Source organism: Acidovorax sp. GW835-FHT14B10 (assembly GCF_058793725.1).
The window spans coordinates 78057-90693 of the sequence record NZ_JBXAGC010000007.1 but is presented as its reverse complement, the minus strand read 5'-3'; the positions used below and the strand labels follow the sequence as shown (position 1 = coordinate 90693).

General features: G+C 64.2%; 13 protein-coding genes and 2 pseudogenes. 8 read left to right on the top strand and 7 right to left on the bottom strand.

Going from position 1 to position 12637, the window contains the following annotated elements; genetic code table 11:
• The first annotated feature begins 84 nt into the window (after positions 1-84).
• Entirely contained in the window at positions 85-564 is a 480-nt protein-coding gene (cadR, locus tag AC1Q5S_RS07660) for a Cd(II)/Pb(II)-responsive transcriptional regulator (protein ID WP_422205377.1), read from the top strand.
• A 778-nt stretch (positions 565-1342) separates the two neighbouring features.
• Here the strand turns inward: cadR and AC1Q5S_RS07655 are convergent.
• Complete coding sequence (locus AC1Q5S_RS07655) at positions 1343-2128, bottom strand: response regulator (RefSeq protein WP_303835264.1); 786 nt, start codon at positions 2126-2128, stop codon at positions 1343-1345.
• Between the two features lie 24 nt (positions 2129-2152).
• A complete protein-coding gene (locus AC1Q5S_RS07650; RefSeq protein WP_422205343.1) occupies positions 2153-2839 on the bottom strand; it encodes a helix-turn-helix domain-containing protein in 687 nt (228 codons plus the stop codon).
• Between the two features lie 77 nt (positions 2840-2916).
• On the opposite strand from AC1Q5S_RS07650, the gene AC1Q5S_RS07645 reads away from it, so the two are divergent.
• Both AC1Q5S_RS07645 and AC1Q5S_RS07640 read left to right on the top strand, forming a co-directional pair.
• Complete coding sequence (locus AC1Q5S_RS07645) at positions 2917-3303, top strand: response regulator transcription factor (RefSeq protein ID WP_422205341.1); 387 nt, start codon at positions 2917-2919, stop codon at positions 3301-3303.
• Positions 3300-3542, top strand: a pseudogene (locus AC1Q5S_RS07640) (HD-GYP domain-containing protein); the annotation flags it as partial. The gene AC1Q5S_RS07645 and the pseudogene AC1Q5S_RS07640, both read left to right, overlap by 4 nt.
• Here AC1Q5S_RS07640 and AC1Q5S_RS07635 read toward each other — a convergent pair.
• Both AC1Q5S_RS07635 and AC1Q5S_RS07630 read right to left on the bottom strand, forming a co-directional pair.
• A pseudogene (locus tag AC1Q5S_RS07635) lies at positions 3540-3922 on the bottom strand (transposase); the annotation flags it as partial. The pseudogenes AC1Q5S_RS07640 and AC1Q5S_RS07635 overlap by 3 nt on opposite strands.
• Before the next feature lie 10 nt (positions 3923-3932).
• Positions 3933-4229 (bottom strand): hypothetical protein, encoded by a 297-nt coding sequence (locus tag AC1Q5S_RS07630; RefSeq protein ID WP_422205339.1) that lies wholly within the window; start codon positions 4227-4229, stop codon positions 3933-3935.
• Positions 4230-4513: 284 nt separating this feature from the next.
• Between AC1Q5S_RS07630 and AC1Q5S_RS07625 the strand changes: the two genes are divergently transcribed.
• From AC1Q5S_RS07625 to AC1Q5S_RS07605, 5 genes are read left to right on the top strand one after another with little or no spacing between them, the layout of a single operon-like run.
• On the top strand, positions 4514-5746 hold the full coding sequence (locus tag AC1Q5S_RS07625; protein ID WP_422205337.1) for a SpoIIE family protein phosphatase: 1233 nt from the start codon (positions 4514-4516) through the stop codon (positions 5744-5746).
• Between the two features lie 11 nt (positions 5747-5757).
• Complete coding sequence (locus tag AC1Q5S_RS07620; protein ID WP_422205335.1) at positions 5758-6330, top strand: SiaB family protein kinase; 573 nt, start codon at positions 5758-5760, stop codon at positions 6328-6330.
• 32 nt (positions 6331-6362) lie between these two features.
• On the top strand, positions 6363-6752 hold the full coding sequence (locus tag AC1Q5S_RS07615; protein WP_422205333.1) for a DUF1987 domain-containing protein: 390 nt from the start codon (positions 6363-6365) through the stop codon (positions 6750-6752).
• The gene (locus AC1Q5S_RS07610) at positions 6753-7508 is read left to right on the top strand and encodes a GGDEF domain-containing protein (RefSeq protein ID WP_422205331.1); all 756 of its coding nucleotides are present in this window, start codon (positions 6753-6755) and stop codon (positions 7506-7508) included. It begins immediately after the preceding gene.
• Entirely contained in the window at positions 7505-9784 is a 2280-nt protein-coding gene (locus AC1Q5S_RS07605) for a two-component system response regulator (protein ID WP_422205329.1), read from the top strand. Before AC1Q5S_RS07610 ends, AC1Q5S_RS07605 begins: the two co-directional genes overlap by 4 nt.
• Positions 9785-9827: 43 nt before the next feature.
• Here the strand turns inward: AC1Q5S_RS07605 and AC1Q5S_RS07600 are convergent, their stop codons facing one another.
• The 3 genes from AC1Q5S_RS07600 to dapF form a co-directional block, all read right to left on the bottom strand.
• Positions 9828-10811, bottom strand: coding sequence for a tyrosine recombinase XerC (locus AC1Q5S_RS07600; protein WP_422205327.1), 984 nt, complete (start codon positions 10809-10811; stop codon positions 9828-9830).
• A gap of 164 nt (positions 10812-10975) precedes the next feature.
• A complete protein-coding gene (locus AC1Q5S_RS07595) occupies positions 10976-11671 on the bottom strand; it encodes a DUF484 family protein (RefSeq protein ID WP_422205325.1) in 696 nt (231 codons plus the stop codon).
• Entirely contained in the window at positions 11668-12546 is an 879-nt protein-coding gene (dapF, locus tag AC1Q5S_RS07590; protein WP_422205323.1) for a diaminopimelate epimerase, read from the bottom strand. Before dapF ends, AC1Q5S_RS07595 begins: the two co-directional genes overlap by 4 nt.
• Between the last annotated feature and the right edge of the window lie 91 nt (positions 12547-12637).

The following is a 12637-nucleotide window of genomic DNA, read 5'->3' as shown; positions in this document are numbered from 1 at the left end:
CTATTGGAAACCCTGATGCCACTTCAGAGTCAAGCATGCACCCGGCGTACCATGGCCACACCACCCCACGAGCAGCGCACCCCCATGAAAATCGGCGAGCTGGCCACCCTGGCCCACACCCCGGTCGAAACCATCCGGTATTACGAACGCGAAGGCCTGCTGCCCGAGGCCGCCCGCACCGGGAGCAACTACCGCATCTACGACGAAGCCCAGGCCACGCGCCTGTCGTTCATACGGCACTGCCGGGGCCTGGACATGACGCTGGACGAAATTCGCACCCTGCTGCGCTTCAAGGACGCGCCTGCGCGCAACTGCGGCGATGTCAACGCCCTGCTGGATGCACACATCGGCCACGTCGCGGCGCGCATCCGCGAACTGCGCCAACTCGAAAAGCAGCTCAAGAACCTGCGTGAACAGTGCCACGAGGCCCAGGATGCCGCCCACTGCGGCATCCTCAATGGGCTGACCGACATTGCCCGCCGGCCGGGCCGGCCGCATGCGGGCCATGTGCACGGCACACATGCCCGAACGACCACGCCGGTGTCCAAAAAATCAGGCAGTTAGCGCGTTACCACCAGACGCGGGACGGACCCCCTGGAACCTCCGGGCGAACGGTTCCGTCCGAGGCAGATTGAAAATTCGGAAAAATCAGTCTCCAGCACTTACAAGCATTGCGCAAGTAGCTATAAAAAACGCAGCATTCATGTGCGGCATCTGGGGCTACGGCAGCGGGGCCGGGGAGCACAACCCCCCTGACGCCAAACAAGGGGATTTGCCAGAAAATTAATAAAATTGACAAAATCGCAATTTATCAATTTTCACCACCAACCACCCCCTCTCCGACCACCCCGCCGCCCGGGACCTCGCAGCGCCCCATGGCCAGCGAAAACCCGCGCCCAGGTGAGTTACCGGCCTTCCAGCTCGGCAGCGAGGAATGCGGACGGCCCATCTTGAGCCAGCAGAAAATCCATTCGCACGAAAGGCCTGACGCGCTGGCCCATTCCCACGCCGACCTAGCGGGTGTCGTGCATCTGCGCGGAGTCTGACAGCCTCCCAGGCGGCAGGCCCATCGGAGCCAACGGCGCGCATGACCTTGTGCGCATGCCGATCGCGCTGCCGCCCTCCGCAGCGCGGGCAGACTTTGGGAACGCTCAGGACGGGAACCAGGCACAGGCTGCGCAACCTGTGTGCCCAGCCCCTGGCAGGTAGCCACGCCAATCCGGTGCTCTGGTCGCGCAGCGACGAGGTGCTGTCTTGTGGCGGTGCTCCGCTGGGGATCGTGCGGCAGCACATCGCACGGCAAGACCAGCCCGACGCTGAAACCAGCGGTTGGCTGGCGGCACTATTCCCCTGCGGCCAATCCGGAAGCCTTCGACGCCAGAACGCAAGCGGTCCACCGCAACGGATGGAGAACCTCGCGCGGATCGGTGGTGAATTTCAACTGCAACAGATGCTCGCGAAGCAGCAACCAGTTGCTCCGCATCTGCGCCATGTCACCTTTTTCCGCCGCATCTTCAGTCTGTCGCGCCACCAACGCGGCGGGTTCGCTACCGAGGATTGCCAGCACGGACGTGAGATTGTGTGCCACGCGCCGCAGCGCCTGGGCGTCCCCCACACGAACCGCGATATCGCCCGCGTTCAAGTCCTTCGGAAACTGTGCCAGACATGCCGAACGGTAGGCGTCGTAGAGCGGGCGGTTGCCACCAAAAAAATCGGCCACTGGATCAGGCCCGGGCGGCTCGGCGACAGCGGGTCCGGCCTGCGTATCGGCGGCCAGTGCATCCGAGACACAGGCGATGAGACTGGCCACCGAGGCGGGCTTGCGCAGCACGCGCCAGACCTGCAGGGCCTGGAGCCTGCACTCCATGGCCGGGTCGATGCCGCCACTGAACACCACGATGCGGCACGCCACGCCCGTTGATCGCGCGCGGTCCTGCAGCCATTGCAGCAGGTCCAGGCCGGAACCATCAGGAAGCCTCAGGTCCGTGAACACCAGCCGTATATCGCAATCGGCCAGCGCCTGCCGCGCCTCGGCCAGCGTGGAACACGGCACGACCTCCAGGGCCAGGGGTTCGAGCGCCATCTGCACGAACAGACGCACCGCTGGATCGTCCTCCAGCAACAGCACACGCGGTAATTGCACAACACCCTTTCAGCCCACCGGGTTCAAACACCGCGCCAGGAGGACCGGCAGCTCCTGTACCAGACGCGGCTTGTGCACCACCGGCAGCCCGGCCAGCGCAAAGGCATAGGGCTCGCGCTGCTCTTCATCCAGCGAGGTCACCACGATCAGGCGGCTGCGCTGAAACTGGGGGTGCGAGCGCAGGCGAGCAATCAGGGCGGCGCCGTCGATGCCCGGCAACAGAATGTCCACGATGAGCACATCGGGCTGCAACTCGCCCGCCATCGCCAGGCCCACGATTCCGTCGTCGGCCACATGCAGGTCGACCTGGGGAAAATCGTGCGCCATCAGCAGCTTGAACAGCGTCTGGAAATGCACGGAGTCTTCAATCAGCAGCACGCGCTGGCGTTGCGCCCGCGCCGTGCCTTCGCGGGCAACATCCCGCGCGGCGCGCTGGGTGGGGCGCCCATCCGGCACCACGACGGCCGCCGGGGCAACGGTTTCGACCAATGGCATGGCAGCATGCCCATGGCGCTGGTTGATCCAGCGCTCGACCGATGCCCGCGCGATACGCCGGTGCCCCCCGGGCGTCTTCCAGGCCTCCAGTTCGCCCCGGTCCACCATGAGCTGCACGGAGCGCACGGCCAAACCCAGCACGCGCGCCACATCGCGCGTGCTGCAGTCTTCGGGCAGGGACTTCACCAGGCTTGTTTCCATGGGTGTGGATTTTATCACTTCAAAAGACAGTCATATGATAAATTTGATAAATTAGAAATCAAATGCCATAACACCCAATGACCCAACGCATACTGATCGTCGAAGACCACGCGGACATCCGTCGACTGATCCGCATGACCCTGGAGTTCGAGAACCACGAAATTCATGAGACGGCCAACGCCGATGACGGCCTGGAGGCCGTGCGGCGTCTGCGCCCTCACCTGCTGCTGCTGGACATCATGATGCCGGGCAAGATGGACGGGCTGGACCTGTGCCGCCAGGTCAAGAGCGACCCCTCTCTGGGCGCTCCATGGGTGGTGCTGCTGACCGCGCGCGGCCAGAGCAAGGACATCGAGGCGGGCATGAATGCCGGCGCGGACGCCTATCTCCTCAAGCCCTTCAGCCCCCTCAAGCTGATCGAGACCATCGACGGCCTGGGCAACCACCCGCCCGAGACACCATGACCCTGCCAGCCCACGAAGCCACCCAGTTCGATCCGGCTGCGGCCCGCCAGATGGAGGAAATCATCTCCGACCTGGGCCGCATGTACCAGGAGCGCAACAAAGCTTTGCAGGAGGTGGCACGCGCCCACCAAGAGGCACTCTGTCGGCTGACCATCGCGGCGGAATACAAGGACGCCGATAGCGGCGTGCACATCGTGCGCATCGGCTTCCTGGCCGGGGCCCTGGCAAAGTTCTTGGGCCACCGCGTGCGGCAAGCCTTGCGTATCCACGCGACGCTTGATGCCCGAAACCTTCTTGCCCGCGTCATCACCTTTGTGGCCCGCCGTGTCCGTGTTCTTCACGCTCTGCGCGTCCACGATCAGCAGCGTGGACTGTGCGCTGCGCCCCAGTCTCTCTCGGGCCGCGCCAACCTGATTTTTACGCCCGGCTCGCGCCCCTTTGGAAAGTCACTGTGCAACAAGCGCCACTGGCAGCCCGTGCGCAACAGATACAGCACCGCACAAAACACCTCATACAGATCAACTGTCGTCGGCTTGGGGCGTCACCGCACGTTTTGCAGCAGCGGCACAATCTCTTCAAACTTCTCTCGACTTATGTCGCTGGCGCATTTCTTTCTCACCCCTATCTTCTCACCCTTGGCGGCGAGATTGTGAACACGTTCTGAGAAACTGGCACAGGGAGGCATTCACATCGGCATCGAGAAAACTGGCACGATTCTCATCGACGCCATTGAACGCCACATGCGCACGCGCCACGCTCCAGCGCGGGGTTGATTGCCGCCCAGCCAGAAACTGCCCTTCGTACGACTCCACGCGCACCGTCCCGCCGCTGTCTCCGCTGCCTTTGGCGATGGCGCTGTCAAAGACCCAGGGGTGGCGGCGCTGCAGCGAGCGCTCTTTGCCAAGTTTGAGCCGAATCGTTTTCATACCAGGATTGTGTGCGCTGCGCCTGGCTTTGCCGCATGCCTGGTGCAGCAGCAGCCTTGGCCAAGCGTCAAGCGCCCCCTTTCCCTTGCCCCAAGCCGACGCGCGGCCTAAACGACCCCTCCCCCTGAAACACCGCCACCGGCCCACCAGGTGGGCAACCAACGATGCGCCCACGGTCTGGAGCTTTTTCCAGGGTGGCTGCACGCCCCGCCGTTACATGACCGTCACGACTCAGTCATGCACAAGTAGTAACATTTTCCTACACCTTTCTTGGCACCACCCTCATGTCTGAGACTTCCACATATCTGAGCGACTTCCGGCCGCGCTTCCGCCAGCCCAGCGCGGCAGACTTGTGCACCCTGGCCCCCTGCATGACCACCGAGTCAAACAACGAAAAGGTACTGGAGACCTTCACGCAGCACCGCGAACTGATCAGCCTGCCGGTGGTGGAGGGCCACAAGCCCATCGGGCTGATCAATCGCGACATCTTTCTCTCGCAAATCAGCAAACCGTTCCGCCTCGAGCTATACGGTCGCAAGAGCTGCATCGCCTTCATGGACAAGGAGCCACTGATTGTTGATGCATCGATGGACATTGAAACGCTGACCTTCAAGGCCGTCGAGTTCGGCGAAAAAGCCTTGTCCGACGGTTTCATCATCACGCGCAACAACGAGTTTGCTGGCGTGGGCAGCGGCCTGCAGCTCATGCGCGCAGTGGCCAACCTTCAGGCCTCGCGCAATCGCCAGATCATGCACAGCATCGAATATGCGAGCGTGATTCAGCAGTCTGCCCTGCGCAGTTCGCGTGAAATTCTCTCACTCGCCTGCCCCGAGGCCGATCTGGTCTGGGAGCCTCGCGATGTCGTGGGCGGCGATTTCTACCAATTTAGCATTGATGACGGCGGCTGGTTTGGCACCGTGGCAGATTGCACAGGGCACGGTGTTCCCGGTGCCTTCATGACCCTGATCGCCTCCAGCGGCCTGAGCCAGGCAATCAAGGAAAAGGGGCTGCGCGATCCAGCCTCGTTGCTTGCGATCGTCAATCGCAGCATCAAGCAGATGCTGGGCCAGGTCGGTGGCCAGGACAGCACACCGGGTTCCGACGATGGCATGGATGCGGCTTGCTTCTGGTACGAGCCCGGCACCCGCCAGATGGTTTTTTCCGGAGCCCGCCTTTCACTGTTCGTGCTGCGCCCTGGCGCGTACAAAGTGGATGTGGTGGAAGGCCAGCGCAAGGGCGTGGGCTATGTGGACAGCGAACTGGACTATGCGTGGCGGAACGTAACGGTGAACCTGCCCGCTGGCAGCCTGGTGTTCGTCACCACCGACGGGCTGGTGGACCAGGTGGGCGGCCCGCGTGCCATCGCTTTTGGCAAGCGCCGTCTGTGCGATTTGTTGCTGTCCCTTGCAAGCAGCACCCCTGCACAGCTCAATCATGATGTGCTCGCCGCGCTGCAGGAGTGGCAGGGCGAGCACCATCGCCGCGACGACGTGACGTTTTTTTGCTTTCGTACCTGAAGAGACCTCGAATGATCCGCTCTGCCATTGCCAAGGAATATGGCCTCTTCTTTCATCTGGCGCGACAGCACCAGGTCATTTTTTACTACGTGGGCTACTTCTCACAAAACATCGTCGCCGCCATGGCCGAAGCGGTGAAACTACAGCTGGAGAGTGCGGGCGTGGCGGGCCCGACGCGACGCAAGCTGTTCTCGTCCTTCGTCGAAATGGCGCAGAACATCATCCACTACTCGTCCGATGCACTCACCCCCCCCAGCCAGGATAATGGCGAGCTTCGCCACGGCTCGGTCTGCATCCGGCGCGAGGACGATGGCAGCTTTCTGTTGCTGTGTGCAAATCCCGTTCATCCCGAAACTGGCGACGAGTTGCGCACCAAGCTGGAAACTCTGAGCAGCATGACACCCGAAGAAATAAAACGGGTCTACCGTATGACGCTGCGCGAGGAAACGCCCGAGGGCAGCAAAGGTGCCGGCATGGGCTTGCTCACCATGGCCCGGGATGCGCGGGAACCACTGGAATTTGATTTTGCCCCGGCCGAGAGCGCCAACGGATCCGCGGTTTTCTATCTGAAGGCAGCGATCTGAAACGCTGGCCCGCTAACGAACAGAGATCACGCATGGACAACCTCTACATTGCCCCCACCCCCAGTTCCCCGGAAGTGGATTTTCGATTTGACAGCAGCACACTGAGCCTGCGCGGCGAGTCCTACCCCGAGAATGCCGCCGCCTTTTATGGCCAGGTCATCGAGCGCCTCAAGGAGTACCTTGGCACCCTGCAGAAAAGCAAGATTGAAGTGAATATTGCTCTGGCGTACTTCAACAGTTCCAGCACCAAGATGTTGTTCAATCTGATCGCGGTGCTCGACGAGGCGGCGGAGGCAGGCAACCACATTGCCCTCAACTGGTACCACGACGAAGAAGACGACACCATCTTCGAGTTCGGGCAGGAACTCTGCGAGGACTTTCCGGCCATCGATTTCGTCAGCCACCCGGTGAGACCCGTCTGAATGGACCTAGCCAATCCAGCGCCAGATCTTTTCGAGGCCGAACACCGGTCGATGCTGGCGGCCCGTGCCGCCTACGATGCGGACCTCCAGGGGAGTGGCGCATGCCACCAGGCGCTGGGCGACCTCCTGGCCGCCTATGAGCGCCTGCTGCGCGAGACGCGCCGCCTGGTCCGGCGCAGCGACCGCGCCGAGCTGGAGATGACCCTGCTCAACCAGCGCCTGCAGGACCTCGCCAGAGAGCTCGAATACCGCGCCACGCACGACCCGTTGACGGGCGTGCTCAACCGCGCCGCCATTATTGAACGCGTCAATCAGCACGCCCAACAGCACGACCTGGCCCTGATCGTGCTGGACATCGACCATTTCAAACGCATCAATGACAGTTTTGGCCACCCTGTGGGGGACACCGTCATTTTGGGCGTGGTTGATTGCCTCAAGACCACCATTCCCCCCAGCGCCCACATCGGCCGCGTCGGCGGGGAGGAATTCACCGTGCTCTTGCCGTTGCACGAAGCGAACGCTTCGGAGCAGATTGCGCAGACGATGCGCAAGGCCATTGCAACCCGCGAATTCCATCTGCCCGACAGCAGCCGCATCACGGCCAGCTTTGGCGTAAGCCATTTGTTGCGCGGCGGCTGCTTCGATGATGCCTACGGGTTTGCCGACGAAGCCCTGTACGTCGCAAAACGCAGCGGGCGCAACCATGTGGTGCGTGCCGCCGACCCTGTGCGCAGCCATGTCGCATGCAGCCAATGAGCCCTGCTGAAAATGTCACATCGACCGCCACCGCAAGCGTTTTGCGTGGCGCAAGCCAGCGACGGCCAGCATGGCGGGTGCTGGTGATCGATGACGATCCCGAGGTGCATGACTGCATTCGCGGCGCGCTCGGAGGATTGACGCTGTTCGACGGTCCGCTGGAACTCTTGCATTGCACGCATGGTGATGACACCCGCGCGCGGCTGCTGGGCGAACACGACTTGGCAATGGTCATCGTGGACCTGGTTTCCCAGGACGCGAGCGGTGGGCTGGTTCTGCTCGACTTCATTCGCCGCGCCGCAGGCCTGCGCAGTACGCGCATCGTGCTGCGCACGGGAGCGCCGCATGGCGCGCCCGATCTGGACACTCTTTTGCGCTATGACATCAGCGACTACCACACCAAGTCTGATTTGACGCCGGATCGCTGGCAGGCCATCTCGGCCCGGTCGTTGCAAGGCTTCCAGCGGCTGCGTGCCTTCGAAGCCAGTCGCCGCAGCATGGAGACGATCATGTGCTCCAGTGCAGCGCTGCTGGAAGAAACGGACCTGCACGCCTTCGCCACCGGCGTCATCACCCAGCTCGCGGCCTTGCTGGGTGTTGCCGGCGAAGGCCTGGTCTGTGTTCAAGACACCACTGCGGTCCTGTACGGCAACTACCGCGTGCGAGCTGCCACGGGACGTTTCGCCGGCTTGCTGGACTTGCCCATGGGTGCGCTTCCCGCGTCGGGCATGCTGCGCTTGCTACACCGGGCTCTCAGCGCACGCGGCAACGTCTTGGGCAACCAACCCTTGCCGTCCGCTGCGCCCAGCGTGCAGCCACCACCCCGCTGTTGCGGTGACAATGTCTTTGGCGATGACCGCGCACTGGCCCTTTACATGGGACGCACGGACGACCAGGACATGGTGGTGTACATCGAGCTTGAGGGCTCACCTATCGCGCCCGACCGGCAGTTGCTTGATTTCTTTTGTGCCGGCTTCAGCACCTTGCTGCGCAACCGGGGGCTGCTGGAGCGCCTGCGCCGGTCTGCCTATTCCGACCCACTGGTCTCGCTGCCCAACCGGGCCTACTTTATCGAGAAGGTGGGCGAATGCGTGCAGCGCGGCATGGACGGGCTGATGCTGGCCCTGGTCGACATTGACGACTTCAGCGCCACCAATGAGATGATGGGACACCGCTTTGGCGATCGCCTGCTCGATGCCGTAGCGCAACGCCTGGCCGAAATCCTGCCCGCCGGGGTGATGCTGGCCCGCGTGGGGTCGGACACCTTTGGTGTCCTGGGATCGGCGCACAAGGTGTCACCACAACAGCTGCTGGACTGCGTGCACGACCCACTGACCATCAACGGCATGCCCCACCAGGTATCGATGACCTGCGGATATGTACTGCTGCCCGAAGACGCCCGGACGGGCGACGACCTCGTCAAGGACGCAACCATCGCACTCAAGCGTGCCAAACGCGACCACCGCGGACAACAACTGCAATATGCGGTCCACATGGGAACGGAGGCAAGGGACCGCGCGGTGCTGCTCTCCAATCTGCGTGCAGCCATTGAAAGCGCGGAGCTGTTTCTGGTTTACCAGCCGCAGGTCCACCTCGAAACCGGCGATCTCATCGGCCTGGAAGCCTTGTTGCGCTGGCGCACCGCCGATGGCCGCCTGGTGCCACCGGACCAATTCATCCCCGTGGCCGAACATTCGGGCCTGATCCTGCCCCTGGGTCAATGGGCTCTCCAGATGGCCTGCCAGACACTGCGTGAACTGCAAACAGCCGGATTGGCGCCTCAGCGCATGGCGGTCAACGTCTCCGTGGTGCAGCTGCGCGACCCTGGCTTTTTCGGCATGGTCTGTGCAGCGCTGTCGGACAACGGTCTGGCGGGACACCACCTGGAGCTGGAGGTCACCGAATCCGTGGTGGTCCTGCCCACACAGTTGCTGCAGTCCACGCTGAATACCCTGCGCGCCCAGGGCGTCACCATCGCCATTGACGACTTCGGCACGGGCTACTCATCGCTGAGTTACCTGGAGCAGCTGCCGTTGGACCGCATCAAGATCGACCGCACTTTCGTGCAGCAGCTCGATGCGCCCCAAGGAGGGCGTGTCGCCGAAATGGTGGTGCAGCTGGGGCGAAAGCTGGGGCTTCAGGTGCTGGCCGAGGGCATCGAAAATGCCGCGGCATGGCAAGCACTGCAGGCCATGGGCTGCCAGGGCGGGCAGGGCTACCACATCGCCCACCCCATGGAAAAGGCCGCACTTTTGCTCTGGCTCGCGCAAGCCTGAAAAAATCGCTGGCCGGCGGCGAGCGACTGCAGTTGCCTGGGAGTCACTCGGCCCCAGGTTTCCTGCGCGCGCGCGGGTGCGCCGCGTCGTACACCTTGGCCAGGTGCTGGAAATCCAGCCGCGTATAGACCTGCGTGGTGGTGATGTTGGCGTGGCCCAGCAGCTCCTGCACGGCGCGCAGGTCGCCGCTGCTTTGCAGCAGGTGGCTGGCGAACGAGTGGCGCAGCATGTGCGGGTGCACCGGCGTGGTCAGCCCCGCCTGCTGGCTGCGCTGGCGCAGGCGCAGCCAGACCGACTGGGCCGTGAGCCGCGCACCCCGCTGGCCCACGAACAGCGCCGCATCGAGCCGCGCAGAGCCATCACCACCCAACGGCCCGGCGCGCAGCGCCAGCCAGGCCTGCAGTGCGGCCATGGCGGTGCGGCCCACAGGCACGCTGCGGCGCTTGCCGCCCTTGCCGAACACATGGGCCTCGCCAGCCTGCAGGTCGATCCAGCCACGGCCCTGGCGCTGCGTGTCGGGGCCGGGCACGGCATCCAGCCCCACCAGCTCGCCCACACGCAGGCCGCAGCCATACAGCAGCTCCACCATGGCCGCATCCCGCGCTTCCAGCCAGGGGTCGGCGCCGGCATGGTCGAACTCGGCCAGGCGCACGGCGTCGTCCACGCCCAGCGCCTTGGGCAAGGGTTTGGGGGCCTTGGGTGCGCGCACGTCCTGCACGGGGTTGTGCCCTATCAGGCCCTGCCGCCCGGCCCAGGTGAAAAAACCGCGCCAGCCCGACAGGATGAGCGCAATGCCCCGGCCGCTGCGCCCCGCACTGTGCATCTGGGCCACGAAACGGCGGATGTGGGCGCTGGTCAGTTGCAGCAGGGGCAGCTGCACGCCCGCCGCCAGCTGCGCCAGCTTTTCCAGATCCAGGGTGTAGAGCGTGAGCGTGCGCGCGGCCAGGCGTTTTTCGACCCGCACATGCTCCAGATACCGCAGCACATGGGGATCGGCAGGCAACGGATCGCTCGGCGCGTCAGGCATGGCGATTCAAGACAATCACGGTGAAGACGCCAGCGCCGCAAGCCCCACACACACGGCCTGCAACTGGCGCGCCGCCATACCGGCGCCACCGCGGAACCGGCTTTGCCGGGCCGGGGGTGGCGTCCCCCCTCGGAGGGATGACGCGAAGCGTCTCAGGGGGGAGATCATCGGAGGCGCATCAGCGCCGCGCTGGCCAGTTCGGCCATGCGCACCAGGAATTCGGTGCCCAGGGTGGCGTCAAAGCGCTGCGGGTCGGGTGAACCCAGCACCAGCAGGCCAAAAGCGGGGGTGGCGCTGTCGATGGCGCCTTCGCGCAGCGGCAGCAGGGCCAGGGACTGGGGTGGTTCGCCCGCCTCGCTGGCCAGCCAGGCCGCGGGCTCAAAACCCAGGTTGGGGCCGCAAAACGGCATGGTCAGCGAGGAGGCGAAGGCCTGGGCGTCTTCGCTGGCGCCCTGGGTGAAGTCGGCATCGATATAAGGCCCCGCCACACCCCACACGCGCACGGCAGCCTGCGGCACATCGAACAGCGTGCGCAACCCGTCCACCACGGCCTGGGGCAGGTCCATGGGGTCGCGTACCTGCAGCAGGGCGCTGGTCCAGTGGTCCACCTTGGCGGAGATGGCGGCGTTCTCGTTGCCGTGGCGCACCATTTCCATGATGCGCTGCTCCAGGCCCTTGATCTTCTCGCGCAGCATTTCGGCCTGGCGCTCTTGCAGGCTCACGGCGCGGGTGCCATGCGGGCTGGAGATCTGCACGCTGGCCAGCACCTCGGCGTGGCGCTCGAAAAAACCGGGCGTCTGGGTGAGGAACTGGGCGATGTCGTCTTCGGTGATCGGAGGAATGTGGGAGCTGGTGGTCATGGCATGTCAGGGAGTTCGATCTGGCCTTCAAAAACAGAGGTGGCCGGACCGGTCATGAAAACGGAGTCGGTCTCCTGGCCGCTCCAGGCGATGGTGAGCAGACCGCCGCGGGTCTGCACGTCCACCTGGGCGTCGAGCAGCCCCAGCCGGATACCCGCTGCCACGGCGGCGCAGGCGCCGGTGCCGCAGGCCAGGGTTTCGCCCGCGCCACGCTCGAACACGCGCAGGCGCACATGGCTGCGGTCCACGATCTGCAGGTAACCGGCGTTCACCCGCCGAGGAAAGCGCGGGTGCGATTCGATCAGCGGGCCGGTTTCGGCCACGGACGCGGTGTCCGCATCCTCCACCAACTGCACGGCATGCGGGTTGCCCATGGACACCACCGCTACCATAACAGGAGCATCTTGCGCTTGTCCAGAAAGCGCCAGAGGCCATTTTTGCCCCATCCCCTGCACCACCGGCGTGAGGCCGGTCGCGTCAAAAGGCACCAGCGCCGCTTCAAACACCGGGCGGCCCATGTCCACCGTCACGCGGCCATCGGGCGTGAGCCGGGGGGCGATCACGCCGGCCAGCGTCTGCACGCGGATGGTGTCCTGGGTGGTCAGGCCCTTGTCGCGCACATAACGCGCAAAGCAGCGCGCGCCGTTGCCGCACTGCTCCACTTCGCCGCCGTCGGCATTGTGGATCACGTATTCGAAATCGATGCCCTCGCCCGGCGAGGGCCGCACGGTGAGGATCTGGTCGGCGCCCACGCCAAAGTGGCGGTCGGCCAGCCAGCGGTAGTGCGCCGGAGTCAGCCCCAGGCGGCCCCGCGTTTCGTCGAGCACCACGAAATCGTTGCCCGCGCCCTGCATTTTGGTGAAGCGAATCTTCATGGGCTGGATTATCGTCGGTGGGCTCAACCCATCCACAAGATCCCCGACACTCCCAGCCCCCACGGCCCGATTGGCAAGATTTTTGCCAATC

Excerpts from the sequence above, each read along its gene's own strand:
- cadR (WP_422205377.1), top strand. The coding sequence starts at position 85 with ATGAAAATCGGCGAGCTGGCCACCCTGGCCCACACCCCGGTCGAAACC.
- AC1Q5S_RS07650 (WP_422205343.1), bottom strand. The coding sequence starts at position 2,839 with ATGGAAACAAGCCTGGTGAAGTCCCTGCCCGAAGACTGCAGCACGCGC.
- AC1Q5S_RS07645 (WP_422205341.1), top strand. The coding sequence starts at position 2,917 with ATGACCCAACGCATACTGATCGTCGAAGACCACGCGGACATCCGTCGA.
- AC1Q5S_RS07630 (WP_422205339.1), bottom strand. The coding sequence starts at position 4,229 with ATGAAAACGATTCGGCTCAAACTTGGCAAAGAGCGCTCGCTGCAGCGC.
- AC1Q5S_RS07625 (WP_422205337.1), top strand. The coding sequence starts at position 4,514 with ATGTCTGAGACTTCCACATATCTGAGCGACTTCCGGCCGCGCTTCCGC.
- AC1Q5S_RS07620 (WP_422205335.1), top strand. The coding sequence starts at position 5,758 with ATGATCCGCTCTGCCATTGCCAAGGAATATGGCCTCTTCTTTCATCTG.
- AC1Q5S_RS07615 (WP_422205333.1), top strand. The coding sequence starts at position 6,363 with ATGGACAACCTCTACATTGCCCCCACCCCCAGTTCCCCGGAAGTGGAT.
- AC1Q5S_RS07610 (WP_422205331.1), top strand. The coding sequence starts at position 6,753 with ATGGACCTAGCCAATCCAGCGCCAGATCTTTTCGAGGCCGAACACCGG.
- AC1Q5S_RS07605 (WP_422205329.1), top strand. The coding sequence starts at position 7,505 with ATGAGCCCTGCTGAAAATGTCACATCGACCGCCACCGCAAGCGTTTTG.
- AC1Q5S_RS07600 (WP_422205327.1), bottom strand. The coding sequence starts at position 10,811 with ATGCCTGACGCGCCGAGCGATCCGTTGCCTGCCGATCCCCATGTGCTG.
- AC1Q5S_RS07595 (WP_422205325.1), bottom strand. The coding sequence starts at position 11,671 with ATGACCACCAGCTCCCACATTCCTCCGATCACCGAAGACGACATCGCC.
- dapF (WP_422205323.1), bottom strand. The coding sequence starts at position 12,546 with ATGAAGATTCGCTTCACCAAAATGCAGGGCGCGGGCAACGATTTCGTG.